We start from the raw sequence: 26,953 nt of genomic DNA, 5'->3' as shown, positions 1-26,953 counted from the left end.
TCTCAAAGGAGGCTAGAACCCCATATGTCCAGTAACACTGTCGCAGAGTTCGCAAACGAACTCAAAAAATCACCCGATACGCTGATTGAGCAATTGCGCTCAGCCGGTGTTGAAAAAACTGCAGCGTCAGATCCGCTGACGGAGTCTGACAAGCAAAAGCTTTTAAGCTATTTGCAAACTAGCCACGGCACAGCCACAGCTGAACGTAAAAAAATTACTTTGGTGAAAAAATCCACCAGTGAAATTAAGCAAGCGGATGCCACTGGCAAAGCTCGCACCATTCAGGTTGAGGTTCGGAAAAAACGCACCTTCATCAAACGCGATGATGAATTAGACGCCACTTCTGCACCCGTTGCAGAAGAGCCTGCTGCACCTCTCATTGACCATGCTGAGTTGGCACGTCGCGAAGAAGAAGCAAGAAGTCAAGCAGAGCTTTTGCGCCGTCAAGAAGAGGCATTGGCTGAAAAACGCCGCGAACGTGAAGCCAAAGCATCAGAAGCTGCCAATTTGGCGCAAACTGAACAAGCACCTGCAAAATCTGCTGAAGAAATTACAAGTCAGGCTGCCGCTGTGCGCTCGGCCAAAGCGGCCGCTGCTCAGCAAGAAGCCGACAGCATCAATGCCGCTTCAAAGCCAGTAGATCCCTCTATTGCTCAGTCAGCAGAAGCAGAACGAGTCAATGCTGAAAACGCAGTCAAGGCTGAGAAAGTGGCTCAAAAAAGAGCTGCAGAAGTTCAAGCTGAACAAGATGCTCAGGCCATTGTTGAAGATGAAGCTGCTCGTGAGCTCGATTTAAACAAGCGCCGAAACAAGGCTTTGGCAGAAGCCGAAGCCATTCGCGCCATGATGAGTGGCCCGGCCAAAAAAGCCCCTCCCAAAGAGTTGCCAAAGGCAGATTCCAAAGCGGCCAAGGGCACATTGCACAAACCAGCGCAAGTGCCTGGTGCTGTTTCCAAGAAAGCGCCTTTGGTTTCAGAGCCCAAAGAGACAGCACCTAGTGGCAACAAGGAAGTTAAGTCTGCCAAGTTGTCTTCCAGCTGGGCTGGCGATCCAGCCACCAAAAAGAAAGCCATTCCCACGCGTGGTGACACCAGTGGTGGTGTTGGCCGTAACAACTGGCGCGGGGGTCCCAAAAACCGTCGTGGCAACGAACGCGACCGTGAAGATCAAGTGCAAGCAGCGCCGGCTGAAGCGCGTGTCATTGAAGTCCATGTGCCTGAAACCATTACCGTAGCCGAGTTGGCTCACAAAATGGCCATCAAGGCATCTGAAGTGATCAAGCAGTTGATGAAATTGGGCCAAATGGTCACCATCAACCAGCCCTTGGATCAAGACACCGCCATGATTTTGGTTGAAGAACTGGGTCACAAAGCGGTCATTGCAGCGCTCGACGATCCAGAAGCCTTTACCGACGAAGAAGTCTCACTCAGTGATGCGCCATTGTTGCCGCGTGCACCTGTGGTCACAGTCATGGGACACGTTGACCACGGTAAAACTTCATTGCTTGACTACATTCGCCGGGCCAAAGTGGCCTCGGGCGAAGCGGGTGGCATTACACAGCACATTGGCGCTTATCACGTAGAAACAGCGCGTGGCATGGTGTCCTTCTTAGATACCCCAGGTCACGAGGCCTTCACCGCCATGCGAGCTCGTGGTGCGCAAGCTACCGACATTGTGATCTTGGTGGTCGCCGCCGATGACGGCGTGATGCCGCAAACAAAAGAAGCCATCAAACACGCCAAAGCAGCTGGTGTGCCCATTGTTGTTGCCATCAATAAAATTGACAAACCCGATGCCAACCTCGATCGCGTCAAGGGTGAATTGGTAGCAGAAGAGGTGGTACCTGAAGAATTTGGTGGCGATTCCCCATTCGTGGGTGTGTCTGCCAAAACCGGTGCCGGTATTGATGAATTGCTAGAACAAGTGTTGTTGCAAGCAGAGGTGCTCGAACTCAGGGCGCCTGTTACAGCTGCGGCCAAGGGCTTGGTCATTGAAGCGCGTTTGGACAAAGGTCGTGGTCCTGTGGCCACCATTTTGGTTCAGTCGGGTACTCTGTCTACAGGCGATGTGGTGTTGGCGGGCCAAACATTTGGCCGTGTTCGCGCCATGTTGGACGAAAACGGCAAGCCCATTAAAACTGCGGGTCCTTCTATCCCTGTTGAAATTCAGGGTCTCACCGAAGTACCGCAGGCGGGTGACGAATTCATGGTGCTTGGCGACGAACGCCGCGCCCGTGAAATTGCCACTTACCGTGCTGGTAAGTTCCGTAATACCAAGTTGGCCAAACAACAAGCCGCCAAGTTGGAAAACATGTTTACAGACATGAATGCTGGCGAAGTTAAAACTTTGCCCATCATTGTCAAAGCAGACGTGCAAGGTTCGCAAGAAGCTTTGGCTGCCTCATTGCTCAAGCTGTCTACCGACGAGATCAAGGTTCAATTGGTCTACGCCGCAGTCGGCGGTATCAGCGAGTCCGACATCAATTTGGCCATTGCGTCCAAAGCGGTGGTCATTGGCTTTAACGTTCGTGCCGATGCAGGTGCGCGCAAACAAGCCGAAGGCAATGGCGTCAGCATTCATTACTACAACATCATTTATGACGCTGTAGACGAATTGAAAGCAGCCATGTCTGGCATGTTGGCACCCGAGCAGAAGGAAGAAGTCATTGGTATGGCCGAAATTCGCACTGTGTTCGTGGCCTCCAAAATTGGTACCGTTGCGGGTTGTATGGTCACCAACGGCCAAGTTACGCGTTCTTCCAAGTTCCGTTTGCTGCGCGACAACGTGGTCATTTACACCGGCGACATCGACTCCCTCAAACGCCTCAAAGACGACGTTCGCGAAGTCAAAGAAGGTTTCGAGTGCGGTATCAAACTCAAAAACTACAACGACATTGCAGTGGGCGACCAACTGGAATTCTTTGAAGTTAAAGAGATTGCACGTTCGTTGTAATTTTCTAAAGAACTGCCACACACATCCACATGGCCCGCAAACCTACCAGCTCAGCCCATCGCGGTTTCCGCGTTGCCGACCAGATCCAGCGCGATCTGTCGGAGCTGATTGCGCGCGAGCTTAAAGATCCTCGTGTGGGCATGGTCACCTTGAACGCAGTAGAAGTCACACCCGACTACGCCCACGCCAAGGTGTTCTTTAGTTTGATTACGGGCAAACCAGAAGAGGCCACCATCGGTTTAAATGCCGCAGCTGGCTTTCTTCGCAATGGCTTGTTCAAGCGTTTGCAAATTCACACTGTTCCCACGCTTCACTTCATTTTTGATCGCACCACCGAGCGCGCATCCGACATGAATGCCTTGATCTCCAAGGCTGTTGCGTCACGTTCTAAAGACGAGGCCTAACATGAACGCGCCACGCACCAGGGTGCAACGGCGCCCTGTGCATGGGGTGCTGTTGTTAGACAAACCATACGGTATGTCGAGTAACAATGCTTTGCAAAAAGCCAAGTGGCTTTTGCGCGCCGAAAAAGCAGGCCACACCGGTACCCTTGATCCATTGGCCACAGGGGTCTTGCCTTTGTGCTTTGGCGCTGCAACCAAGTTCAGTCAATTGCACTTGGATGCCGACAAGTCTTACGAAGCTGTTGTGGTTTTGGGAGTTCAAACCAGCACGGGTGATTTAGAAGGTGAAGTAGTAGCTGAGAAGCCTGTTCACTTTTCAGCCGAGCAGTTGCAGCAAGTTCAAGCAAAATTTACGGGCCCTGTTGACCAAATTCCGCCCATGTACAGCGCCTTGAAAAAGGACGGCAAAGCTCTGTATGACTATGCACGTGCCGGCATTGAAGTGGAGCGTGAAGCGCGACACATCGTGATTCACAATTTGGCTCTTGAAGAAATCGAGCCGCACAACAATCAACGTCGGCTCAAAATCACGGTTACCTGCAGCAAGGGCACCTACATCCGCACCTTGTGCGAAGACATTGCCATTGCCCTTGGTACTTGCGGGCACCTGAGCGCACTGCGCAGAATTCAAACCGGCCCATTTACAGAAGCCGAATGCCTCAGCATTCAAGACTTAGAAGCTTTGCCTGAAGCAGAGCGTGAAATGAAATTGTTGGCCATCGATGCTTTGCTCGACGGTCATACCCCTGTCACCTTGCCCCCAGATGATGCGGGCAGATTCTTAAGCGGCGTGCGACGTCGAGGCGAATGGCCCGACAACTTGCATGTGGCTGTGTACGGCAATTCACCGCGCGCGCTCTTGGGCACTGCGCACGTGAAAGCTGGTGAACTTATTCCGGGGCGCTTGTTAAGCCCCCTAGAGATTCAATCAATTTTGGAGAAGGCCTTAGCATGACTAGACAAATTCGTAACATCGCGATCATCGCCCACGTTGACCACGGTAAAACTACCATGGTTGACCAACTGCTTCGTCAGTCCGGCACATTTGCCGAACACGAAAAAGTGGTCGACACCGTCATGGACAACAACGCCATTGAGCGCGAGCGCGGCATTACCATCTTGGCCAAAAACTGTGCTGTGAGCTGGGAAGGTACCCACATCAACATCGTTGACACCCCAGGCCACGCCGACTTTGGCGGTGAGGTGGAGCGCGCTTTGTCCATGGTGGACGGTGTGGTTTTGCTCATTGACGCGCAAGAAGGCCCCATGCCCCAAACGCGTTTTGTGACCAAGAAGGCTTTGGCTTTGGGCCTTAAACCGATTGTTGTGGTTAATAAAGTAGACAAGCCAGGTGCGAACCCAGACAAAGTGGTCAATCAGGCTTTCGACTTGTTCGACAAGTTGGGCGCGACTGACGAGCAGCTCGACTTTCCCGTTGTGTATGCTTCTGGTATCAATGGTTGGACCTCCATGGAAGAAGGCGCACCCGGTGAGCAGTGGGGCCCCGACATGTCAGCTCTTTTCAACACGGTGCTCAAGCATGTTCCCCCGCAGGCTGGTGATCCCAATGCCCCATTGCAATTGCAAATTTCAGCGCTCGACTTTTCAACCTTCGTTGGCCGCATTGGCGTTGGTCGTATCAGCCAAGGCACTATCAAACCCATGATGGATGTCATGGTCATGGAGGGCCCAGATGGATCGTCCATCAAGGGCCGCGTGAACCAAGTTTTGACATTCCGTGGCTTGGATCGAGTTCAAGTGACTGAAGCAGGCCCTGGTGACATTGTGCTCATCAACGGCATTGCCGACTTGAACATTGGCGTGACGGTCACTGACCCAATCAATCCAGCACCCTTGCCCATGCTCAAAATTGACGAGCCCACATTGACCATGAACTTCTGCGTGAACACCAGCCCCTTGGCTGGCCGTGAAGGCAAGTACGTCACCAGCCGTCAAATTTGGGATCGTCTGCAAAAAGAACTTCAACACAACGTGGCTTTGCGTGTGAAAGAAACTGACGAAGAAGGTATCTTTGACGTGGCAGGTCGTGGTGAATTGCACCTCACCATCTTGTTGGAAAATATGCGCCGTGAAGGCTACGAATTGGCTGTGTCAAAGCCCCGCGTGGTTTACCGCGATGTCAATGGCGAGCGTCATGAGCCCATCGAATTGGTTACAGCCGACATTGAAGAAACCCATCAAGGCGGCGTGATGCAAGCTTTGGGTGAGCGCAAAGGCGAATTGGTCAACATGGAGCCCGATGGCCGCGGCCGTGTGCGTTTGGAATATCGCATTCCTGCACGTGGTTTGATTGGTTTCACCAATGAATTCTTGAACTTGACACGTGGCTCTGGCTTGATTTCAAACATCTTTGACAGCTACGAACCGCACAAAGGTGAAATTGGTGGCCGCAAAAATGGCGTGCTGATTTCTATGGACGACGGTGAAATTTTCACCTACGCCTTGGGCAAGTTGGACGACCGTGGCCGCATGTTTGTGAAAGCCAACGACCCTGTGTACGAAGGCATGATTGTGGGCATCCACAGCCGTGACAACGACTTGGTGGTGAATGCCACACGTACCAAGCAGCTCACCAACTTCCGTGTGTCTGGCAAAGAAGATGCCATCAAAATCACACCGCCCATTGACCTCACACTGGAATACGGTGTGGAGTTCATTGACGATGACGAGTTGGTGGAAATCACGCCTAAGAGCGTTCGTCTGCGCAAGCGCTTCTTGAAAGAGCATGAGCGCAAGAAGGCTGGTCGCGCTTAAGTCATAACCCTTCAAAGACGCACACTGTGCTCACACTCAAACACGGTCACGCAGTTGCCTTGATGGTGCTGGTGACTGCGATGTGGTCAATTGCAGGGGTAGTGTCCCGTCACCTTGAGCAGGCGAGGGGGTTTGAAATTACTTTCTGGCGAAGTGCCTTCACAGTTTTGGGCTTGATTGTCATCCTTACCGCATGGCAAGGTTGGCGGGTATGGACAAGGTTGCCATGGCGCAATGGCTACTTTTGGCTATCGGGATTGTGTTGGAGCATCATGTTCACAGCCTTCATGATGGCTTTGACTCTTACAGCAGTTGCCAATGTGCTGATCACATTGGCCTGCGGGCCGCTGCTCACAGCACTAGGCGCTTGGCTATTTACCTCTCAAAGATTGCCACTTCGAACCTGGCTTGCCATTGGCGTTGCAGGTGCTGGGATTGCCATGATGTTTGTCAGTCAATTGCAACTAGGCGATCCCAACTTTCTTTTAGGCGTTGGCATTGCACTTTGCGTTCCTTTGGCGGGCGCCACACAATGGAACCTCACGCACCAAAGTCAAAGGTCGGGCGTTTCGATCGATTTAGTGCCTTCTGTTTTGTTGGGTGCGCTCATTTCATCGCTCATGACTTTGCCAATGGCATGGCCATTACAAGCCAGTACCCACGACATCAGTTTATTGGCTTTGTTGGGCATTGTGCAATTGGCTATTCCATGTACTTTGTCAGTGATTTGTGCCAGAGTTCTCAAGGCGCCTGAGATTTCCTTGCTGGCATTGTTGGAAGTTATTTTTGGCATTGCTTTGGCGTGGTGGGGCGCCAATGAAGAACCTCAGCTCAGCGTTTTAATCGGTGGCAGCATGGTCATTGCTGCCTTGTTTGGCAATGAATGGTTTGGATGGAGACAACGCAATGTCTGATAAAAATATCAACAGTGCAGGCACAGGCTCTGAAGATTTGGTTCTTCAAGAGGTGGTTGGCAGAGTGGGGTGCATCACATTGAATCGACCCAAGGCCTTGAATGCACTCACGCTCGACATGGTGCGTCTGCTCACGACGGCATTGCTTGATTTTCAAAACAACCCTCAAGTGTTGGCCGTCTTGGTTAGGGGGCAAGGCAAGGAAGGCCCGTTCGGACATTTTTGTGCTGGCGGAGACATTCGGTTTTTTCACCAAGCTGCATTGGCAGGTGACAGCAGCTTGGGCGACTTCTTCACCGAAGAATACGCATTGAATCATTTGATTCACACTTATTCCAAGCCCTACATCGCTTTCATGGATGGCGTGGTTATGGGTGGCGGCATGGGCATCAGTCAAGGCGCGAGTGTTCGCATCGTGACCGAGAAGACGCAAATGGCCATGCCAGAAACACACATTGGTCTTTTTCCCGATGTGGGTGGTGGCTATTTCTTGAGCAGATGCCCTGGTTACGTGGGTGAATATTTAGGTCTCACGGGCCAAAAAATCAGTGGTCATCAAGCCATCTTGGCTGGCCTTGCCGATGGTTTGATCGAAACACAAAGGCTACCGCTCATCTGGAAAACACTCCTGAGCACGCCCTTTGAAAGCGGTGAAGCTGTTGAGCGCTGGCTGCAAAGTCAATTTACCAAGTTTGAACCTTCTCAGTTTCCCGACAAAGCGGCTATCGACAAATGTTTTTCTTTGGCCAGTCCGCTGGAAATTAGCTTAGCCCTTGAACAAGACAATTCCACTTGGGCAGCCCAAGCCTTAGCCAGTTTGAACAAGGCTTCGCCCTTGATGGTGCATGTGGTTCTGGCGCAAATTCGCAAAGCCCGAAGCATGGGCTTGGCGGATGATCTTCGCATGGAAAGAGATCTTGTTCACCATTGTTTCCACCTCAGAGCGAAGAGCGAAACGGTGGAAGGCATTCGAGCCTTGGCCATTGACAAGGACCATCATCCCAAATGGTCGCATGCGCACCTTTCTGAGGTGGCACAAGATGAATGGCCTTTGTTCTTTCAAAGTCCGTGGACACCCGAGACCCACCCGCTTCGACACCTGGTTTAAGGACTGATTAGCGATTGCGGCTTTTCATGGCGCGCTCTACCTCGCGTTTGCCTTCACGGTCTTTGATGGTATCTCGCTTGTCGTGCTCGGCTTTGCCTTTAGCCAAAGCTACTTCGCATTTGATAAACCCAGTTTTCCAATGCAAATTGATGGGCACCAAGGTGAATCCTTTTTGTTCCACCTTGCTGGTGAGTCGATCAATTTCGTCGCGTTTTAAAAGCAGTTTGCGTGTGCGAGCCGCTTCTGGGTTGACGTGGGTGGAAGCCGTTTTAAGGGGGTTGATCAAACACCCAATGATGAACATCTCTTTGTTTCGAATGACCACGTAGCCGTCGGTCAATTGAACTTTGCCTTCGCGCACAGCCTTAACTTCCCAACCTTCCAACACCATGCCGCACTCATGCCTTTCTTCAAAAAAGTAGTCAAACGCTGCTTTTTTGTTTTCGGCAATGAGCCCTGATTTACCAGGCCCTTTGTTTTTGGAAGGGGATGTAGCCATCTGAATGGGGTGAGTAAGGTGTTTGCCCTGATTGAATTTGCAAGAGAGGTCTCTGAGAAATTACAATCAGCAGAACAAGTCTTATTGTATGAAGAAACTCCTCAAATCTGTTCTCATCTGGTACACCCCAGAGGAAATGTTTCGGCTTGTCACGGATGTTGACCAGTATGTGAACTTTTTACCTTGGTGCAACCATTCCAAAGTGCTGCAATTCAATGAGCAAGGCATGGATGCAGAGGTAGGAATTGGCGTGGCGGGTGTCAGTCAAATCTTTGTGACTCACAACACACACATCCTGAATCACGAAATTCACATGAAGTTGGTCCAGGGTCCATTTTCGAATTTAGATGGTAAGTGGACCTTCGACCCTGTAGGCGACAATTCTCAACGTGCTTGCAAAGTCACCTTGTCGCTTGAATATGGTTTTTCAAGTGCCGCATTGGCAGCAGTCGTGGGGCCAGTTTTTGACAAAATTGCAGCCAGCTTGGTGGATGCATTTGTCAAACGCGCAGAACAGGTTTATGGCACTGAAAGCGCTTGATGCAAATTGTGTGTGTTTTTAGTCCTGGGCCAAGGCAAATAGTTGAGGTCCATCTCAATTTGGCGGAGAGTGCCAGTGTCGGTGCAGCCATTGAAATTTTTAAAACACGCCCTGAACTTCAAGCTCATCTCAAAGCCCTCGAGCTTGCACTGCAGCAAAAAAGAAACCATGGAGTTTGGGGCCGTTGGGTCAACCCAACCGATGCACTCAAGCCTGGCGATCGTTTAGAAATCTACCGTCCCCTGTTGGTAGACCCCAAATTTGCCAGAAAACAGCGCTTCAAGGGTCAAGGCAAAGGCCGAACAGGGCTTTTTGCACGTCGGCGAGTTGGCTCTGTGGCAGGTTATTGACAAGGGTACAATCGTTTTTTTGGAGCCATACCCTATGCGCCTGCTCGGTAAAGCACTCACCTTCGACGATGTGTTGTTGGTGCCAGCCTACTCTCAAGTTCTGCCCAAGGACACTTCGCTTTCTACCCAATTCACACGAAAACTTCGTTTGAATCTGCCCTTGGTCTCTGCGGCCATGGACACCGTCACAGAATCGCGTTTGGCCATTGCCATTGCCCAAGAAGGTGGGATTGGCATTGTTCACAAAAATCTCACTGCGCAAGAGCAAGCGGCTCAAGTTGCCAAAGTCAAACGCTACGAATCCGGTGTTTTACGGGACCCAGTCGTCATCACCCCCGATACCAAAGTGCGACAAGTGATGGCTTTGTCTGAAGAGTTGGGTGTTTCTGGCTTTCCAGTCTGCGAGGGTGGCAAAGTGGTGGGCATTGTCACGGGCCGCGACATGCGTTTTGAAACGCGTTATGACCAGCCCGTCAGTGAAATCATGACCACGCGCGAGCGTTTGATTACGGTCCCCGAAGGCACCACGCCCGAAGAAGCCAAAGCGCTTTTGAACAAATACAAATTAGAACGCTTGTTGGTGGTCAATGAGGCCTTTGAACTCAAAGGCTTGATTACGGTCAAGGACATTACCAAGCAATTGAATTTTCCCTTGGCTGCGCGTGATTCTGCAGGCCGATTGTTGGTGGGTGCCGCAGTGGGTGTGGGCGAGGGCACTGAAGCGCGTGTTGAAGCATTGGTCAAAGCCGGCGTAGATGCCATTGTGGTTGACACGGCGCACGGTCACAGCCAAGGTGTGATTGAGCGCGTGAGATGGGTGAAGAAAAACTACCCTTACATCGAAGTCATTGGCGGCAACATTGCTACTGGTGCTGCAGCGCTGGCCTTGGTTGAAGCTGGTGCCGATGCTGTCAAAGTTGGCATTGGCCCTGGGTCCATTTGCACCACCCGCATTGTGGCTGGTGTGGGTGTGCCTCAAGTGATGGCTATTGACAATGTGGCTACGGCACTTCAAGGCACTGGCGTGCCTCTCATCGCCGACGGCGGCATTCGCTACAGCGGTGACATTGCCAAAGCCATTGCTGCAGGCGCCAGCACCGTGATGATGGGCGGCATGTTTGCAGGCACTGAAGAAGCGCCTGGCGAAGTTATTTTGTACCAAGGTCGCAGCTACAAAAGCTACCGTGGCATGGGCAGCATTGGCGCGATGCAGCAGGGCAGTGCAGACAGATACTTTCAAGAATCGAGCACGGGCAACCCCAACGCAGACAAATTGGTGCCAGAGGGCATTGAAGGCCGCGTTCCCTATAAAGGCTCCGTGGTGGCCATTTTGTTCCAGATGGCTGGCGGCTTGAGAGCCAGCATGGGCTACTGCGGTTGCCCCACCATTGAAGACATGCGCAACAAAGCCGAGTTTGTAGAAATTACCTCTGCAGGCATTCGCGAGAGCCATGTGCACGATGTGCAAATTACCAAAGAAGCACCCAACTACCGCGCTGATTGATTCAGTGCTTGGCTTCATCTGACACTATTTTTTTGATACTGACCGTTCCATGCAGCACTCCAAAATTCTGATCCTCGACTTTGGCTCACAAGTGACGCAACTCATTGCGCGCCGCGTTCGAGAAGCCCATGTGTTTTGTGAAGTGCATCCATGCGATGTCACCAGCGACTGGGTTCGTGATTACGCCAAAGACGGCAACCTTAAAGGCATTATTTTGTCGGGTTCACACGCCAGCGTTTACGAAGTAGACGATCGCGCACCTGATGCTGTGTTTGAATTGGGAATACCTGTTCTGGGTATTTGCTATGGCATGCAAACCATGGCTGAGCAGTTGGGCGGCAAAGTAGAAGCTGGTCAGACCCGTGAATTTGGCTATGCTGAAGTGCGAGCGCATGGTCATACAGAACTACTTAAGGGCATTGAAGACTTTGCCACGCCAGAAGGTCACGGCATGCTCAAGGTGTGGATGAGCCATGGCGACAAGGTTACTCAACTGCCTGCAGGATTCAAAGTGATGGCCTCTACGCCAGCTTGTCCTATTGCGGGCATGGCCGATGAAGCGCGACGATTTTATGCGGTGCAGTTTCACCCAGAAGTGACGCACACCATTCAAGGCCAAGCGCTTTTGAATCGATTTGTTCTGGACATTTGCAAAGCAAGCCCCGATTGGATCATGGGCAATTACATCGAAGAAGCCGTTGCCAAAATTCGCGAACAAGTTGGCGATGAAGAAGTCATTTTGGGCTTGTCTGGTGGTGTCGATTCTTCTGTGGCAGCGGCCCTCATTCACCGCGCCATTGGCGATCAGCTTACTTGTGTATTTGTAGACCATGGGCTTTTGCGTTTGAACGAAGGCGATATGGTCATGGAAATGTTCGAGGGCAAATTGCATGCGCGCGTTATTCGCGTCAATGCCAGCGATTTGTTTTTAGGCAAGTTGGCCGGTGTCAGTGAACCTGAACAAAAACGCAAAATCATTGGTGGCTTGTTTGTTGATGTGTTCAAAGACGAAGCGGCCAAATTGAAAGCGGGCACTGGCGGTCACAAGGGCGCAAGTTTCTTGGCGCAGGGCACCATTTACCCAGACGTCATTGAATCGGGGGGTGCCAAAAGTAAGAAAGCTGTCACCATCAAAAGCCACCACAACGTGGGCGGTTTGCCAGAGCAATTGGGTTTGAAATTGTTAGAGCCATTGCGCGAACTCTTTAAAGATGAAGTGCGCGAACTTGGTGTTGCTCTAGGCTTGCCACGCGAGATGGTTTATCGCCACCCCTTCCCAGGCCCCGGTTTGGGCGTGCGCATTTTGGGCGAAGTGAAAAAAGAATATGCAGATTTGCTGCGACGCGCCGATGCCATCTTCATCGAAGAATTGCGCAACTTCACCGACGACAAAGGCAAGTCATGGTACGACCTCACTAGCCAAGCCTTCACGGTGTTTTTACCGGTGAAGAGCGTTGGTGTGATGGGCGATGGCCGCACTTACGATTATGTGGTGGCATTGCGCGCCGTTCAGACCTCCGACTTTATGACAGCCGATTGGGCAGAATTGCCTTATGCCTTGCTGAAGAAAGTTTCGGGTCGCATCATCAATGAAGTGCGCGGTATCAACCGAGTAACCTATGACGTGAGCAGCAAACCGCCCGCCACCATTGAGTGGGAATAAGGCCTCAACCTTATTGAGTGCATTGGTAACTGCTTGCCTGCTCTTTGTCGCCTGATTTGTATCGAGCCACCAAAGGATAGGGGCACAAGGGTCGTGTTCGGTTGCTTGGCCACGTGCTTGGCACATCGGCATTGGCACCGCCCACATTGCCCGGACCTCTTGAGGCAGCCAAAATGCTTTCGGGTGCTTTGCCCAGCTCTACCCAATCGACCAACGCACTCAACGCATCGAACTGGTCTGTAGCGGGTCCGCCTCGAGAGTGCCCCATACCCGGCACTGGGAAAAATCTAGCAAAACGGTTGGCCTTACCGCCATGGTGAGCGTCAAGTGCCTGATACCACGCAGCGGTATCGTCAATGGAGAAAATGGGGTCGGACGTACCATGAACCACAATGATCTTGCCGCCTCTGTTGCGAAGTTCATTCAACTGTGTGGCATTGGGAGGTGACATCAATGCTAGGCCACTTTCCTTATTAAGAGCGTCTGTTGCAAAGATTTTGGGAGCCTCGCGCTCGAAGTCAAAGCTGAGCGCATAGGCCGCTGCTCTTGACGTGTCGGTCGCCATGCTTAAGTCGGGGTTGGGAGGGGTAGAGAAAATGTAGCCCACAGAAACGGGGTTGCGTGCGGTGCGAACCGAATTGCGAAATTTCCACTCTCCCCAGCCTGGATGTGCAATACCAGGATCAAACGGAAAGCCCGCATAAAAGAGTTCTCCATTGGCACGCTTTACTGGTGCGTAAACAGCAGAAATGACACTCTTCTGTGCATCGGTTAGGCAAGAGCCATCCCTTTGTCCTTGACAACTCGGTACATCCCGATGGATGTCAAAAGCTTTGCGGCAAGCTTGAGCGTCTTGTACCAAGCCATCTACGGCGCCATCTAAAGCATCGCAATGAGCGAGGATGGCATTGGCAATCAGCCGACGTTCCACCATGGGAAGTGCAGACTCGTAGTCAGGTAGCCCATTGCTCGTTTTGCTGGTAGCCACGGAGTCCCAGCGCTTGACATGCGATAGATTGGCCACGGAGGCCCTGGGCAGATAAATGCCAGGTGCGTTGGCAAGAATTCCGTCGTAATCTTTGGCGTAGCGCGAAGCTGCCACCAAAGCATGACGGCCGCCGTTGGAGGTGCCACCAATGTAGGAGCGATCGGGGCCTTTGCCATAAGCTGCTTGAATCAGCGCTTTGGCCATAGGGGTCAGTGATCCGACAGCTTGGTAACCGTAGTCCAGTCGGGCTTGAGGATCCCGTCCGAAGAGAGGGTTTTGAGCGGCAGTATGTCCGGCATCGGAGCTGATAATGGCAAAGCCATGCTGCAAGCCGTTGCGTAAAAGGCCGCCGCTGCCCATGGAAGAGCCACCGTCTGCAGTTACAACGTTGCCGTCGGTTCCGCCATTGCCTTGGAATAGAAATCGACCGCTCCAATCTCGTGGCAGACGCATTTCAAAACCAATGGCATAGGTTTGACCATCTACAGGACTGATGCGCTGATTCATATGTCCAGAGACTTGGCAGTGTTCAGCTAAGGGTTGACCCGCATTTTTGAGAACGCCAGAGGCTACTTCGCGGGCAGCCGTTATTTTGGTGTTGCTGAAGCTAAAGCTCAGCAAACTGCTGCATTGGACAAGGGCAGCGCCCTTGGCGGGGGAAAGTTGTGGGGGCGCATCGCTTAAGCCAATGGAACTACAACCAGCAAGTGCCATGATTGCGATGGCAGTCAAAGAGCTTTTCAGTAACATGAATTGTCTCCTGTTCTTTTAGGGAAACACGAGCTTACAAATTGGTTAAATTTGCATGCCAAAAAAGATCGCTCTTTACTTCTAAGTGGGAGAAATATAACACTTACCCTAATTAAATTAAATTTTGTTGACTTTATTAAAAGTGGTGTATTAAAGTAACAAAGTAGCTAATTTTATCAAATTGACACATTTAACTTTGGCTATTCATTTCAACAACATTTAGGAGTTCGAACAGTGCGAATGCTAAAAAAGACAAAAATCACCACGGCCTGCATGTTAGCCCTAGGAGCATTGATTGCACCCAGCGCTTTCGCTCAGCAAGCCGCTTCTACAGACAACCAACTTGTGATCACTGGTTCGCGCCTGAAGACTGCAGCAACTGAAGGTGCCTCACCAGTCACCATCATTGACCGAACAGCCATTGAGGCAAGCGGTCAAATTTCTGTGGCTGAGCTGCTTCGCGATTCAAACTTCTCATCCTTTGGCAATACAAAGCCCCAGTCTGGTAACTCTGCTCAAGCCTTGTCAGACATTGACCTGCGCGGTCTGGGTTCCAACCGTACTTTGGTTCTGGTAGACGGTCGTCGTATTTCTAAAGCTCCTTATACTGGTTCAGTACAAGACTTGAACCAAATTCCTTTGGCTGCGGTTGAGCGAATTGAAATCCTGAGTGATGGCGCATCTGCTATCTATGGAACGGACGCTATCGGCGGCGTGGTTAACGTGATCACTCGCAAAAACTTCAACGGCGTTCAATTTAACTACGGCAGCGGCAATCCATCAGTCGTTGGTGGTGACACAAGAGAAATGTCGCTCTTAATGGGTACATCTGGTTCCCTTGGTCGTTTGTTCGCTGGCGCTTCATTGAACAAGCGCGAAATGATTTTTACCCGTAATCAAATTGGTGGCGATGTAAAAGGCGTTTCTAGTTTCGGTAATAACTACGCGAAATTGAACGCCAGTGGCACTGGTGCTACTGGCGCATTTGCGGCAGTTCCTGGTTTTGGATGTACTCAAGGAGACTTTTGGAATACTGCCCCAGGTACGGCCACTAACCTGTGCTCCTTCAATTTCAACGCTTCCGCTGCAAACGAAGCTGCCATCGGAAACAAGTCTCTCTTCGTCAACGGCGAATTCAACGTCAATGACGATTGGACTATTTATTCATCCGTTAGCGCAAGCAACATCGATAGTTTTGGTCGCTATGCAGCCACCCCAGTAAACGCTATTCTTTCCCCTACCAGTCCTGCATACCTTGCAATTACAGGCGCTACACCCGGTTTGGCAGCTGCAAGTCCTAATGGTCTTGCCCTTCGCCACCGTATGGCGGCTGCTGGCTCACGTGATACCAGCACCGACTCTCTTGTAAGTTCATTCATGGGTGGTACCAGAGGTACCATTTTTGGTGATGTCAATGTTGACGCAGGCTTCAGATCTGAAAAGTACAAATATCTAGAGCTGGGAAGAGGCTACATTGTTCGCCCGCTGCTTGAGCAATCTCTCAACAAGGTGGGTGGCTACAACATCATGGATCCATTCGGTAACTCCGCCGATATTCTGAACTCAATTAAGGCAACCCTCGCACGCGAAAGTATCTGGGATTCACAAGAAACTTTTGCCACTGTCTCTAAGCCACTGGCTAAGATTGATGGCCGCAATGTAATGGCATTGGTGGGTTTTGAAGCCCGCAGAGAGAAATTCTCTGATCAATACGATCCACAGTCAGAAGCTGGCATTATTGAAGGCTCCGCTGGTAACTCAAGTGCAGGATCTCGTGATTCGGTCTCTTCTTTCTTCGAAGTTTCCTTGCCCGTGCTGAAGAATCTTGAAATGAACGTTGCAGCCCGCAGAGACACCTACAAAAATGGCCCTGGCGGAAACGCTACTGCAGATTCTCCCAAGATTTCTGCTCGCTGGCAGCCAATGCCCACATTGACAGTTCGTGGATCTGTCTCTGAGGGATTCCGTGTGCCGACGCTTGATATTTTGACCCAGAAGCCTTCTTTCTCTGCGGATTCAATCACTGACGACGCTACCTGCATGTCCTACGGTTATACGCTCACGCAGTGTAACAACTGGGGCGGCAAAGCAGGTGTTAAGCCTCAAATTCAGGTAGACGGCACAGTCATTGCAAACGGTCTTCTTGGCCCCGAGACTTCTAAACAGAAGTCATTTGGTGTGATCTTTAAGCCAGTCAATTGGATTAGCCTGACTGCAGATGCTTACAATATCGGCATCGAAAACCGTATTGCCTCTTTGTCTGCACAGACTGTGATCAATCGGAGACTGAACCCCACCTTAGGTCCTCTGCCACCATCTTTTGCAGTCAATCGCGACCCAGCTACTGGCGCTATTACCTCACTTGTAAGGGGCTCAGTGAATGAGGGTACTGTTGACACCAACGGTTATGACCTCACTGCTAGAACCGACTTCAAACTGGGTGACATGGGTCGCTTGCAGAACCTGCTTCAGTACAGCAACGTTAATTCGTACACAATTAATGATGGTGAAAATCTGATTGGTTATCAGGGCAATCCTGGCACACGCTGGAGCTTGTCCAACATGTGGACTTACCAACGCGTTCAAACTGCTTTGTCATTCAATCACATCGCAGCCCAGAACTTGGGTGCAGCAAGCACACACACCAAAGCTTACATGACGACCAATCTGAGCGTCACTTACCGCCACCCCACCAAGACCACAGTCTCGGTTGGCGTGCGTAACCTTGAAGGCAAGTTGCCACAGCTCATCACTTATGATGGCCGTCCTTGGAACTTCAGCTTGTATGATGCTCTCGGCCGTCAGGTGTACTTCCGCCTTACACAGGCGCTATAAGGATCAAGTCGTTTCTTGAACTTACGGGGGACCCTCTGGGTCCCCCTTTTTCATTCGAAGCTGGTTTTTTGCATTTTTTGTTTCCCTTGGAGACCTCGATGGTTGATGAAGTTCGCCAGAGCTTAAATTCTGTGCTTGCCCAGACGGATGGCTGGCAAAAGTCGTTGAAACATATTGTTCAATCCTCTCGTGAATCAGGCCCCGATCGCTTAGAGGTGATTGATCAGTTCTTATCGCTTGAGGGGTCTGGACCAGGTCTTTCCTATCTGGCAATGGCCCACGCAACATGGATGGCTAATTCTGAACAAGCTACCTCTGCTCTTAATAGTTGGAATAGAGCAGCTAGAAATCGTGCCGATATGCTTGATGCAGAAGCAATGGCAATTTTGGGGTTTGGCGATGAACAGCTTTTTCGAGCCATGTCTACCAAAATGCGAGATTTGAGGACAAAATACCTCAAGCAATCTATTAACAAAAGCTCTAATAATATTGAATCTAAAGAATATTTTCGAATCAATCGAGCCTTGAGTGGTTACTTGGGAGAGGCCAATGTTTTCTCGTCCTTTGCCACTCAACAGCCCAAAGTGATTTACATCCCCGGACTGGATACGGGTGGATTTCTAGACGCTCAAAGCCATCCGATCGTGCCAACGCTGAAAAGCGCTTTTCTTGACATTCAGGCTGAATTCGATGAACTGATGAATGACCAACAGGTCTTAAAGCCTTTCATGGGACATACTGGCCAAAACGATTTGAAGACTTATGTTTCGGGCAACGAAAAAGCATCATGGGACGCATTTTTCTTTTACCGTCATGGAACTCGTTTTGAGGCGGCCCAGCAGAAATGTCCAAACACCTCCAAGGTATTGGAATCTATCGACCTTTGTCGCATTGATGGCCAGTCGCCAGAAATTTGTTTTTCCGTGCTGCAACCTGGCTCCCGTATTGAGCCGCACTTTGGGGTGACCAATGCCCGCGTGGTTGTGCACTTGCCCTTGCGAGTTCCAGATGGTTGCTATTTGGAGTTGACCAATGTGGGGCGCCATTATTGGAAAGAGGGCGAACCCTTGGTATTTGATGACACCTTTGAACACAGCGCCTTGAACCCTTCTGACAAGCGGCGAGGCATCTTATTGATGGATGCTTGGCATCCCAACCTCAGCATGGTGGAGAGAGAGGTTTTTTCCAACTTAATCAAAGCGATTTCATCCATTGAACGCGATCAATTTTTACCTGCGGAGCCTGAAAATGTCTGATTTAAAAAGCTCTGAAGTCACAAGCACTGATCCTTGGTCTCAACTCTGGAGTCAGACCGTGCTTCCCTCTTGGAATCTTCTGGGCTCTGATCCCGCTGCAGTTGCATTGCGCGAGCACTGGTTTGAGCAGAAGTCTTGGATATTTGAAAGCTCGAATATTGTTGACATTGGCAGTGGGCCTGCTGTGCTTTCCAGACTTTTTGCCTCAATAGACAGTGAGCACCAAAGGCCTGCATCTGCCACTCAATGGTTGTGTGTGGACCAAGCCCAAATTCCTTCAACTTCTGTCAGTGACCTTCCTTTTGTGACAGGCAAATTCGGTGTGCCATGGGAGAACTTGTCTGCTTCGGAGCACCATGCAAACGCCATTGTCAGCAACTTTGGCCTGGAATATGTGAGCCATGAACACATCGCACAAGGCTGCGCCTCCTGGCTAGAAAAGGGGGGGAGGTTACATGCGGTTGTGCATGTCCAAGGATCGGTGATTGATCGACAGTCAGCGCTTGGTTTATCTGATCTCAACCTCATTCTCGATGAACTGGGCTTTCCCGAGCTAGTATCTGCTTTGCTGAAATCGAAGGTAACTGCCCCTGCAGATCCGGTCGCTCGAATGATGCATGGCGTTGAGGTTCGTGATGCCTTTAATCAATCCGTCAATCGAATGAAGACGGTTCTTGATGAGCGCAGCGATGCTCAGAGTGTCTTGCTTAACTGGCTTGTGATATCCCGAGACATGGTGCAAGCTGTATCGGAGGAAACACTAGGCGCCGCCCAAGAACACCTAAAGACACTTCGCGTTTTGTACGAAGCCGAAAGGTCGCGGCTGACGGCCATGAGGTCTTGCGCGCTGGATCAATCAGGCATAGATGCCATTGCGCATGAGCTCACTTTGAATGGGTTTGATCCTATCCATGTAAGCCTTCTTGAGTGCTCTTTGGGTACTGTGGCATGGACATTGGATGCTCACAAGCTTGTTAAATCAATTTGACACTTGACTTTTTGATGTAGCATTTATACTATCTACATAGATTTTACTTATTCAGCCCAGTGAAGTCGTTTTTGCCGTATTCACTGGACGTATTTTTTTTGAAGGAGCAGGCTCGATGAAGTATGACCATGTTGCGCAAAAGGCGCGAATTGCATTGACAGTTGCTTTGGGGATTTTTTCTCTTTATCCCTTGGGACACTTGCAGGCACAGACATCCCCCACAGCTACCACAGCTACCACGGCCCTTCCTGCGATTGAAGAATTTGTCAGGCGTCCTCAGTACACCGAAATGCTTGCGTCACCCAGTGGGCGCTATTTGGCAACAACTAGGGCAATTTCGGGGCGCCTTAATCTGGTCATCATCGACCTTGAAAAGCGCAGCTCGTCTGGGATCACAAATTTCAATGACATTGATGTCGGCCAAGTCAGGTGGGTGGGTGACGAGCGCTTGGTTTTCTCTGCCATCGAAATCAACAAACCTTCTGGCCAAGAAGCCCCCAATGCCGGCGGACTGTTCACAGTGTCTAGGGAGGGCAAAGACTTTCGCCAACTTGCCAATACTGCCGCACAGCTCAGAAGAAACGAAACTGGTGGCTTTGTGGCACTGCGTTACCAAGCCTCCATCCCCGGCACAACTGATGAAATTATTGCAGCCGGCGCAATTGGAACCGATGACTCGTTTGAGCTTTACCGTCTAAACCTCCTAACTGGCCGTTACCGACTATTGACCGCCGGTAGGCCTGCCAACGGCATCTCGCGCTGGATCTTAGACTCCAAAAATGCGCCATTGGTTGCAGTGGCTTCGGGCCGCGGTAGCAGTAACTTGATACACACTTACTATCGAGCTAATGTTGAATCTCCATGGAAGGAGATCAATCGCTTTGACGCTACCAAGCCGCCAGCTTTTGTGCCTCTGGCCATTGAGCCTGACGGCAAGACCCTCTTGATCTCGTCCAACGAAGGTCGAGCCAACATGGCAATCTTCAGGTACGACCCCGAAAAGCAGCAAATTCTTGAATTGGTCGCAGAACATCCCCAGTACGATCTTGGTGCTTCGCCTCAGGGTGAACCCCTTTCAAGCCTCATTCGAGACCCAGTCAGTGGACGACTGATTGGCATCAGGATTGATGCCGACACACTTCAGACGGTCTGGCTGGATGAGGAAGCTGCAAAGATGCAAGCTTCAGTGGATGCGTCATTGCCAGGAAGAACCAACCTCATTTCGGCGCCCAGAAAACGCTTGGTGGTGTCCTCTTTCTCGGACCGTTCACCTGGAAAGTTCTATCTTTTTGACTCTGAAGCAAAACGCTTGGAAGAAATTGGACCCTCACGCCCATGGCTAGAAGGAAAACTTGCAGCAGTTCGCCCCTTCCGCCTCAAAACCAGAGATGGCTTGGAAATACCTTCTTTTTACGTATTGCCACCCAATTACAAGCAAGGTGACAAACTCGCCACTATCTTCCACATTCATGGAGGCCCATTTGCAAGGGATGTGGTTTCCGGTGGCCGATTTGGGTCTTCTTTTGGTGTCTTAGAAGCTCAAGTGTTGGCCTCAAGGGGTTATGCGGTGGTTCTACCCAACTTTCGAATCACACCTGAACTCGGCTCTTCCATCTACTACGCAGGCTTTGGAACTTACGGTCGGCAAATGCTCGATGACCACGAAGACGCTGTGACTTGGGCCGTTGCGCAAGGCTTTGCCGATCCAAAAAGATTGTGCATCTCGGGTGCCAGTTACGGTGGTTACGCAGCTTTGCAAGCCTTGGTTAGGCCAAGCAATCCTTTTAGTTGCGCCATCTCAGGTCTGCCTGTTACAGATTTACCTTTTCAGCATACCAATGCGGACTATTCTGCGAGCCAGTCTGCAAGGGCATACTGGTTGCGGGTGATCGGAGTCAATTCCATTGATGATCCCATTGCAAAAAGCATATCTCCCATCCATCATGCCGACAAGATCAAGGTGCCAGTTTTCATGTATGTGGGAGAGCGAGATACACGCACACCGCCTTCGCAGGCAGTCCGAATGGCTGACGCACTGCGAGCCTCCGGAAATCCCGTCAAGGAATATTTCGTGGGCAAGGGGGAGGGACACGGATACGGTGTCACCGCCAACAATATCCGCTTGTTTGAGGGCATGCTTCAGTTTTTGGAAACTGCGCTACCAAAATGAAGCGCATTGCTTAAAAGAATGAGCCTAATTAACTTGCGAAAAATAAGCTGACGTTTATCATCGCAACTTATGAAATCTCATTCTTTTAAAGCCCTCTTTTTATCTGCCTCATGCATTTTTAGCACCTTGTGCCTTCATGCAGGGGCGCAAGATAAATCTGCAGTGGTGCAATCCGAGAAACACGCTTTTCGAATTTCCACTTTGGTATCGGGTCTTGAGAACCCATGGTCTGTTGCCTTTTTGCCAGACGGTCGATTTTTGATCACTGAAAGGGCCGGGCGCTTGCGTTTGGTGAGTTCTGATTTCAAGTTAGACCCCAAACCCATTGATGGTTTGCCAGAAGTAATTTCTCACGGCCAAGGCGGCTTGTTCGACGTGGTTTTGCATCCTCAGTATGCGCAAAACGGTTGGATCTATTGGGCTTATAACGCGCCAGGACCGGGTGGCTGGGGCACAGCACTGGCCAGGGGCAAGCTTCAAGGTCAGCGCATGACAGACGTCCAAGTGATTTTTAGCATGCAGCCCAAAACGCGTTCTGGGTTTCATTTCGGTGGACGAATTGTTTTCGATCAATCAGGTTTTGTGTATCTCACCTTAGGTGATCGTGGCGACAAAGACCGAGCCCAAAAATTTGACGACCACGCTGGCTCTGTCATTCGCTTGCACGATGATGGGCGTGTGCCTGACAACAATCCCTTTGTCAAAAGGGCAGGGGCATTGCCTGAAAAATGGACACTAGGCAATCGCAACATGCAAGGTGCGGCCTTGCACCCTCAAACTGGCGAACTCTGGACGCATGAACACGGGCCTCAAGGTGGTGATGAGGTCAACGTGATGCGCTCGGGCTTGAATTATGGCTGGCCCGTGATCACGCATGGCGTGAACTATGGTCTGGGTACCAAAATTGGTGAGGGTCAGGAAAAGCAAGGTATGGTGCAAGCAGTGAAGGTGTGGGTGCCGTCCATTGCGCCATCGGGCATGGCTTTTGTCAGTGGTTCTCAGTTCCCCCAGTGGCAGGGCAGTTTGCTGGTGGGCGCCTTGCGCGGTCAGATGCTGGTTCGGCTAAGCCTCGATGGGGAAAAGGTTGTGAGCGAAGAACGTCTGTTCCAAGGTCGGCCTGGACGCATTCGGGATGTGCGCATGGGGCCCGATGGCCTGGTCTATTTGTTGACAGATGACGTACAGGGCGCTTTGCTCAGAATTGAGCCAGCCAAGCCCTGAGAGTTCTAACTTGAATCACTCTGATTGAATCACATGAATGGCTTTCAACTCAAACCTGGTTTGCCTTCTCAACTTGCCTTGGTAATTTGTTTGCTTCTGAGCCTATGGGGTTGCGCTCAAAAACCTTTAGCGCCCCAAACCGCGTCATTGCCCTTGAGTTCTATTCAGATTCAAGGCGCAGCAGCAGAATGGCGAGCCATCAACCGACTTACCTATGGTCCTTCTCCAGCATTGTTGGCTGATCTCAAATCCAATGGACAGCCCAAAAATTGGGCCTTGGCTCAATTGGACGCAGCGCGCAAAGCCAGCTTAGAAGCCCCCAAGCTTCCACCCGACTTGGCATCCATTAACGACCCACTGCCAACGATCTTTGATGGCGCACGAAAAGAACGCGAAGCTCGCGCTTCAGTACCAGCCGGAACTCGCATCAATGAATTCGTGGCCAACGAAAAACGCTTTCATTTTCAAGAAGAGCCTGACCCACTTTTTTACAATCGCACCCAAGTTAACAAGGCCATTGCTTGGCGCTTGGCCAGTTGCAGCAATGACGATGTCGAACAGCCACTCCTGGCAAGGATGACTGAGTTTTGGTTTAACCATTTCAACATCTACCAACAAAAGGGTCCTGTCCGACCCTTTGCAGGGCACTATGCCATTCATGTGGCCCGTGCCCATGCATTGGGTAAATTTGAAGATTTAGTGTTGGCCAGCGCCAAGCACCCCGCCATGTTGTACTACTTAGACCAGTGGCTGAGTGTGAGTCCGCAATCTGTCAGAGCTGGACAAAATAGTCGGGGTTTGAACGAAAACTACGCCCGTGAATTGATGGAGCTCCACACATTGGGCGTGCAGGGTGGCTATACCCAAAACGATGTTCGTGAACTTGCTCGAATTTTTACGGGTTGGACTATCTCGCCACGATCTGACAGCGGTTTTCAATTTGTCATGCGCCTACATGAATCTGGCAATAAATCACTGATGGGTCAGAGCATTCCAAGTTCTGCGGCATCGATAGGTATGACAGAAGGAGAGCAAGCCATTCGTTTCTTGGCCAATCATCCTGCAACTGCCCAACGCGTTTCTCGCAGACTTGCAGAATATTTTGTTGCTGACTCGCCACCTCAGGACTTGATTGATTTGATGGAAAAAACGTTTTTAGCAAGCGGCGGAGACATTTATCAAGTGATGAAAGTGATGCTTAACCACGCAGCTTTTTGGGATCCAGAGAACAAGCTGTATAGAACGCCTTATGACTTTGCTTGTGCCAGTTTGCGTGTCTTGAATGTGCCGCAAGATCGCTTTAAGTGGTTGCAAGCCTTTGGCTATTCGGCTGTTGCGGGACATGCCATTCAAAATTGGCAAACACCCGATGGCTATTCTTTCAATGCCAATACCTGGTTCACACCTGAGGCTTTAACTCGTCGCATTGACTTTGCACTCAACATTTCGAGGAACGCAGGCGAGAGAAGCGATTTGTACCCCTACTTGGGAGACAACACCAAGAAAGCTGTCATGAATCAAGCGCCCCAACAAAGAATGGGCTTTGTGCTGGGCAGTTCTGAAATGGTTTTTAAATAAGCAACTTGAAAGCAGCTCACATGAGAATCAATCGCCGCCAAGCTATTTTTCAGACTCTCAGAATGGGCGCATTTTCATTGCCAGCCATTTCTGCCATTCCTGCTTTGGCTGACGCACCCTCTCAATCGGGTCGAATGGTTCTTGTGTTTTTGCGGGGCGCTTACGATGGTTTGTCGATGTTGGTTCCGCATGGCGATGCCAGGTATTACCAATTGCGTCCCAGCATTGCCATTCCCAAACCAGATGGCACGCTCAAAACAGCTTTAACCCTAGACGACACTTTTGGTCTTCACCCTGCTTGCGCTGGTTTGCTACCCCTTTGGCAGCAAGGTGTCTTAGCTGCAATTCCCTGCGCAGGTTCTCCCGATACAAGCCGATCTCATTTTGATGCTCAGTACCATTGGGAAACGGGCAAGCCAGGTTCTAGTTCTCCTTCTGCTGGATGGCTGAACGTTTTGTCAGGCATGGTTGGCGATGGAATGGGCCTGCATGCATTGGGTGTGGGGGAAAGCAGTCCTCGTATTTTGTCGGGTCCTGCGCCGGTGCAATTGGTAGGAAACGGTTTGTCAGCAACAAGGCCAGGTACGCTAGCGGAAACCAAAACACGAGAGGCAGTGCTGCAGTTGTACGCAGGGCACGAGAAGATGGCCAGTGCCATGTTGGAGGGAGCCAATAGCCGAATGTCAACGGCAAACATGCTCAAAGCGCCCAACATGGCATCAAGCAATGAGCAGCAAGCTGCCAACAATGGTGCGGGATCGCCTCAGGGCTTGGCTTTGGATGCCAAACACCTTGGCATCTTGATGCAACAAAATCGTCACCTTCGCATTGGATTCTTGTCTTCGGGCGGCTGGGACACGCACATCAATCAAGGCGGAGCAACCGGCTTATTGGCCAACAATTTAACCAATCTCAGCAACACACTCATTCAGTTGCGATCGGCCTACAATGAGCCCAACGACGTGGTTATTGTGGCGAGCGAATTTGGCCGAACTTGTGCTGAAAACGGTTCACGGGGTACCGACCACGGTCATGGCAATGTGATGTGGTTATTGGGAAATCGAGTTCAGGGAGGAAGGTGGCACGGGCGATGGGATGGTTTGGCCCAAAACCAACTCAATGAAGGCAGAGACTTGCCCGTTCACCACGACTTCAGAGCCGTATTTGCGCAAACCCTTGTGGCCAGTTTGGGACTGTCTAAAACAGACATACCGCAAGTATTTCCTGGCTACAAGTGGGACCAGAAGCTCGATGAAATATTCAAGATTTAGTAGCTTATTTTATTGAAAATAGCACCACAATCCATAACACTTGCCTGAAAACCACTCGATGGCAATATCTAGTAATACTGTGAAAAGAAAAAATGGCATTCCAAAATACACAGCGGCCCAAAATCCAGCCAACCATGTGGGCCGAGGCTCTTTGAGCCTGTAGCCCATCACAGTTTGGGCGCGTCGTTTTTCAAGGAATTTTTTGAGCATGCTGTTGCGCTTAACGTCAGTCTTCCTAAAGGTACGCCAATGATAGTGCATTGGGACGGGCACGATCTTGCGCAATGGGATGCTGTCCATCAAACTGCAGCGGGCGCCTTGCAGCAGGCCTGGGACTATGGCTCGAGTTTGAAATTGTTAGGAGTACCTGTTCTCAGGGCGCGAGTATTGGATGAAGGTCAGCAAGTTGCTCAAGCGCAGTTCATTGTTAGAAAATGGGGCAAATTTGGGGCAGTAGCACTGTGTACGCGAGGTCCTATTTGGTCCAAAACCCTCACGCCCGAAAACGAATCCTTGGTTTACAAGGCCTTGAAAAAAACACTGCCGCTCAAAGGCATTCGCTTCATGGCCATCACGCCTGAAGTGGCCGAAGGTCAAGCGCACGGTTTGCATCCTATGCGAAGAATCATGTCTGGTATGTCTACCGTCATGCTGGACATTAGCCTGCCAATGTCTGACATCAGAGCACAACTCGAAGGCCGTTGGCGAACCAGTTTGGTTGGTGCCGAAGCCAGTGAAATGAAGGTGCACCGTGTAGGCACCAATGAAGGCCAATACAGGTGGCTGCTTGACACCGAGAAGCAGCAAAGAGTGGACAAACAGCTTGAAGGTTTGCCCATTCCATTTTTCGACATGTATGTTCAATCTCGCAAGCAACCCGCCAAAAATATTCTGACGCTCCGAAGCGACTTAGGCCGAGATCGCATTGCAGCCATGATGTTTCTAATTCATGGGAAAGCAGCTACCTATCAAGTGGGCTGGACCTCTGATCAGGGGCGTGAGTTGAATGCGCACCATCTGATTTTGTGGCGCGCCATTGAGGAGTTGCGCGAAAGGGGTATCCGGGTTTTGGACTTGGGGGGCGTGAATACCATACGAAGCGCAGGTGTTGCCCGATTTAAGATGCGAACCGGTGGCAAAATTCTGACCTTGGCTGGCACTTATATTTGAATTTGGAAACTTGAAT

At 50.8% G+C, this 26,953-nt stretch carries 21 protein-coding genes; 18 read left to right on the top strand and 3 right to left on the bottom strand.

The window, feature by feature from the left end:
- Nucleotides 1–24: 24 nt before the first annotated feature.
- From infB to B9Z32_RS10200, 6 genes are read left to right on the top strand one after another with little or no spacing between them, the layout of a single operon-like run.
- Nucleotides 25–2,952, top strand: a complete 2,928-nt coding sequence (infB, locus tag B9Z32_RS10225; protein WP_108421323.1) for a translation initiation factor IF-2 — start codon at nt 25–27, stop codon at nt 2,950–2,952.
- Nucleotides 2,953–2,981: 29 nt separating this feature from the next.
- A complete protein-coding gene (gene rbfA / locus B9Z32_RS10220) occupies nt 2,982–3,356 on the top strand; it encodes a 30S ribosome-binding factor RbfA (RefSeq protein WP_108421322.1) in 375 nt (124 codons plus the stop codon).
- A 1-nt stretch (nt 3,357) separates the two neighbouring features.
- Nucleotides 3,358–4,311: a tRNA pseudouridine(55) synthase TruB gene (gene truB / locus B9Z32_RS10215; protein WP_108421321.1), complete on the top strand. Its 954-nt coding sequence runs from the start codon at nt 3,358–3,360 to the stop codon at nt 4,309–4,311.
- Nucleotides 4,308–6,131 (top strand): translational GTPase TypA, encoded by a 1,824-nt coding sequence (gene typA / locus B9Z32_RS10210; RefSeq protein ID WP_108421320.1) that lies wholly within the window; start codon nt 4,308–4,310, stop codon nt 6,129–6,131. The genes truB and typA overlap by 4 nt, the downstream gene beginning before the upstream one ends.
- Nucleotides 6,132–6,157: 26 nt before the next feature.
- A complete protein-coding gene (locus B9Z32_RS10205; protein WP_369909919.1) occupies nt 6,158–7,045 on the top strand; it encodes a DMT family transporter in 888 nt (295 codons plus the stop codon).
- Nucleotides 7,038–8,153: an enoyl-CoA hydratase/isomerase family protein gene (locus B9Z32_RS10200; RefSeq protein WP_108421319.1), complete on the top strand. Its 1,116-nt coding sequence runs from the start codon at nt 7,038–7,040 to the stop codon at nt 8,151–8,153. The genes B9Z32_RS10205 and B9Z32_RS10200 overlap by 8 nt, the downstream gene beginning before the upstream one ends.
- A 7-nt stretch (nt 8,154–8,160) precedes the next feature.
- Here the strand turns inward: B9Z32_RS10200 and smpB are convergent, their stop codons facing one another.
- A complete protein-coding gene (gene smpB, locus B9Z32_RS10195) occupies nt 8,161–8,652 on the bottom strand; it encodes an SsrA-binding protein SmpB (protein WP_108421318.1) in 492 nt (163 codons plus the stop codon).
- Between the two features lie 88 nt (nt 8,653–8,740).
- Here smpB and B9Z32_RS10190 point away from each other — a divergent pair, with 88 nt between their 5' ends.
- The 4 genes from B9Z32_RS10190 to guaA are packed head-to-tail and all read left to right on the top strand — an operon-like array spanning nt 8,741 to nt 12,710.
- The gene (locus B9Z32_RS10190; protein ID WP_108421317.1) at nt 8,741–9,193 is read left to right on the top strand and encodes a type II toxin-antitoxin system RatA family toxin; all 453 of its coding nucleotides are present in this window, start codon (nt 8,741–8,743) and stop codon (nt 9,191–9,193) included.
- Nucleotides 9,193–9,543, top strand: coding sequence for an RnfH family protein (locus tag B9Z32_RS10185; protein WP_108421316.1), 351 nt, complete (start codon nt 9,193–9,195; stop codon nt 9,541–9,543). The genes B9Z32_RS10190 and B9Z32_RS10185 overlap by 1 nt, the downstream gene beginning before the upstream one ends.
- A gap of 34 nt (nt 9,544–9,577) precedes the next feature.
- Nucleotides 9,578–11,047, top strand: coding sequence for an IMP dehydrogenase (guaB, locus tag B9Z32_RS10180; RefSeq protein WP_108421315.1), 1,470 nt, complete (start codon nt 9,578–9,580; stop codon nt 11,045–11,047).
- 49 nt (nt 11,048–11,096) lie between these two features.
- The gene (gene guaA, locus B9Z32_RS10175; protein ID WP_108421314.1) at nt 11,097–12,710 is read left to right on the top strand and encodes a glutamine-hydrolyzing GMP synthase; all 1,614 of its coding nucleotides are present in this window, start codon (nt 11,097–11,099) and stop codon (nt 12,708–12,710) included.
- Between the two features lie 10 nt (nt 12,711–12,720).
- On the opposite strand, the gene B9Z32_RS10170 is transcribed toward guaA, so the two are convergent.
- Complete coding sequence (locus B9Z32_RS10170; RefSeq protein ID WP_108421313.1) at nt 12,721–14,448, bottom strand: tannase/feruloyl esterase family alpha/beta hydrolase; 1,728 nt, start codon at nt 14,446–14,448, stop codon at nt 12,721–12,723.
- 240 nt (nt 14,449–14,688) lie between these two features.
- Between B9Z32_RS10170 and B9Z32_RS10165 the strand changes: the two genes are divergently transcribed.
- The 7 genes from B9Z32_RS10165 (at nt 14,689) to B9Z32_RS10135 (ending at nt 25,767) form a co-directional block, all read left to right on the top strand.
- Nucleotides 14,689–17,283 carry a TonB-dependent siderophore receptor gene (locus B9Z32_RS10165; RefSeq protein WP_108421312.1) on the top strand — a complete coding sequence of 865 codons (2,595 nt, stop codon included), beginning with the start codon at nt 14,689–14,691 and terminating at the stop codon, nt 17,281–17,283.
- Between the two features lie 98 nt (nt 17,284–17,381).
- A complete protein-coding gene (locus B9Z32_RS10160) occupies nt 17,382–18,539 on the top strand; it encodes an aspartyl/asparaginyl beta-hydroxylase domain-containing protein (protein ID WP_108421311.1) in 1,158 nt (385 codons plus the stop codon).
- Nucleotides 18,532–19,527: a hypothetical protein gene (locus B9Z32_RS10155; protein WP_108421310.1), complete on the top strand. Its 996-nt coding sequence runs from the start codon at nt 18,532–18,534 to the stop codon at nt 19,525–19,527. The genes B9Z32_RS10160 and B9Z32_RS10155 overlap by 8 nt, the downstream gene beginning before the upstream one ends.
- 115 nt (nt 19,528–19,642) lie before the next feature.
- Nucleotides 19,643–21,697 carry a S9 family peptidase gene (locus B9Z32_RS10150; RefSeq protein ID WP_108421309.1) on the top strand — a complete coding sequence of 685 codons (2,055 nt, stop codon included), beginning with the start codon at nt 19,643–19,645 and terminating at the stop codon, nt 21,695–21,697.
- Nucleotides 21,698–21,766: 69 nt separating this feature from the next.
- The gene (locus tag B9Z32_RS10145; protein WP_108421308.1) at nt 21,767–22,918 is read left to right on the top strand and encodes a PQQ-dependent sugar dehydrogenase; all 1,152 of its coding nucleotides are present in this window, start codon (nt 21,767–21,769) and stop codon (nt 22,916–22,918) included.
- Between the two features lie 33 nt (nt 22,919–22,951).
- Nucleotides 22,952–24,496: a DUF1800 family protein gene (locus B9Z32_RS10140; protein WP_108421307.1), complete on the top strand. Its 1,545-nt coding sequence runs from the start codon at nt 22,952–22,954 to the stop codon at nt 24,494–24,496.
- Nucleotides 24,497–24,516: 20 nt separating this feature from the next.
- Nucleotides 24,517–25,767: a DUF1501 domain-containing protein gene (locus B9Z32_RS10135; RefSeq protein WP_108421306.1), complete on the top strand. Its 1,251-nt coding sequence runs from the start codon at nt 24,517–24,519 to the stop codon at nt 25,765–25,767.
- 9 nt (nt 25,768–25,776) lie between these two features.
- On the opposite strand, the gene B9Z32_RS10130 is transcribed toward B9Z32_RS10135, so the two are convergent.
- A complete protein-coding gene (locus B9Z32_RS10130) occupies nt 25,777–25,977 on the bottom strand; it encodes a hypothetical protein (protein ID WP_108421305.1) in 201 nt (66 codons plus the stop codon).
- Nucleotides 25,978–26,016: 39 nt separating this feature from the next.
- Between B9Z32_RS10130 and B9Z32_RS10125 the strand changes: the two genes are divergently transcribed.
- Nucleotides 26,017–26,937: a peptidoglycan bridge formation glycyltransferase FemA/FemB family protein gene (locus B9Z32_RS10125; RefSeq protein WP_108421304.1), complete on the top strand. Its 921-nt coding sequence runs from the start codon at nt 26,017–26,019 to the stop codon at nt 26,935–26,937.
- Nucleotides 26,938–26,953: the final 16 nt, after the last annotated feature.

It is taken from the genome of Limnohabitans sp. MMS-10A-178, assembly GCF_003063375.1.
Taxonomy (GTDB): domain Bacteria; phylum Pseudomonadota; class Gammaproteobacteria; order Burkholderiales; family Burkholderiaceae_C; genus Limnohabitans_A.
Note: the sequence above shows the minus strand (reverse complement) of the source record. Positions and strands in the feature narration are given on the sequence as shown.

Coding starts and splice junctions, on each gene's coding strand:
- infB (WP_108421323.1), top strand. CDS start 25: ATGTCCAGTAACACTGTCGCAGAGTTCGCAAACGAACTCAAAAAATCA.
- rbfA (WP_108421322.1), top strand. CDS start 2,982: ATGGCCCGCAAACCTACCAGCTCAGCCCATCGCGGTTTCCGCGTTGCC.
- truB (WP_108421321.1), top strand. CDS start 3,358: ATGAACGCGCCACGCACCAGGGTGCAACGGCGCCCTGTGCATGGGGTG.
- typA (WP_108421320.1), top strand. CDS start 4,308: ATGACTAGACAAATTCGTAACATCGCGATCATCGCCCACGTTGACCAC.
- B9Z32_RS10200 (WP_108421319.1), top strand. CDS start 7,038: ATGTCTGATAAAAATATCAACAGTGCAGGCACAGGCTCTGAAGATTTG.
- smpB (WP_108421318.1), bottom strand. CDS start 8,652: ATGGCTACATCCCCTTCCAAAAACAAAGGGCCTGGTAAATCAGGGCTC.
- B9Z32_RS10190 (WP_108421317.1), top strand. CDS start 8,741: ATGAAGAAACTCCTCAAATCTGTTCTCATCTGGTACACCCCAGAGGAA.
- B9Z32_RS10185 (WP_108421316.1), top strand. CDS start 9,193: ATGCAAATTGTGTGTGTTTTTAGTCCTGGGCCAAGGCAAATAGTTGAG.
- guaB (WP_108421315.1), top strand. CDS start 9,578: ATGCGCCTGCTCGGTAAAGCACTCACCTTCGACGATGTGTTGTTGGTG.
- guaA (WP_108421314.1), top strand. CDS start 11,097: ATGCAGCACTCCAAAATTCTGATCCTCGACTTTGGCTCACAAGTGACG.
- B9Z32_RS10170 (WP_108421313.1), bottom strand. CDS start 14,448: ATGTTACTGAAAAGCTCTTTGACTGCCATCGCAATCATGGCACTTGCT.
- B9Z32_RS10165 (WP_108421312.1), top strand. CDS start 14,689: ATGCTAAAAAAGACAAAAATCACCACGGCCTGCATGTTAGCCCTAGGA.
- B9Z32_RS10160 (WP_108421311.1), top strand. CDS start 17,382: ATGGTTGATGAAGTTCGCCAGAGCTTAAATTCTGTGCTTGCCCAGACG.
- B9Z32_RS10155 (WP_108421310.1), top strand. CDS start 18,532: ATGTCTGATTTAAAAAGCTCTGAAGTCACAAGCACTGATCCTTGGTCT.
- B9Z32_RS10150 (WP_108421309.1), top strand. CDS start 19,643: ATGAAGTATGACCATGTTGCGCAAAAGGCGCGAATTGCATTGACAGTT.
- B9Z32_RS10145 (WP_108421308.1), top strand. CDS start 21,767: ATGAAATCTCATTCTTTTAAAGCCCTCTTTTTATCTGCCTCATGCATT.
- B9Z32_RS10140 (WP_108421307.1), top strand. CDS start 22,952: ATGAATGGCTTTCAACTCAAACCTGGTTTGCCTTCTCAACTTGCCTTG.
- B9Z32_RS10135 (WP_108421306.1), top strand. CDS start 24,517: ATGAGAATCAATCGCCGCCAAGCTATTTTTCAGACTCTCAGAATGGGC.
- B9Z32_RS10130 (WP_108421305.1), bottom strand. CDS start 25,977: ATGCTCAAAAAATTCCTTGAAAAACGACGCGCCCAAACTGTGATGGGC.
- B9Z32_RS10125 (WP_108421304.1), top strand. CDS start 26,017: ATGATAGTGCATTGGGACGGGCACGATCTTGCGCAATGGGATGCTGTC.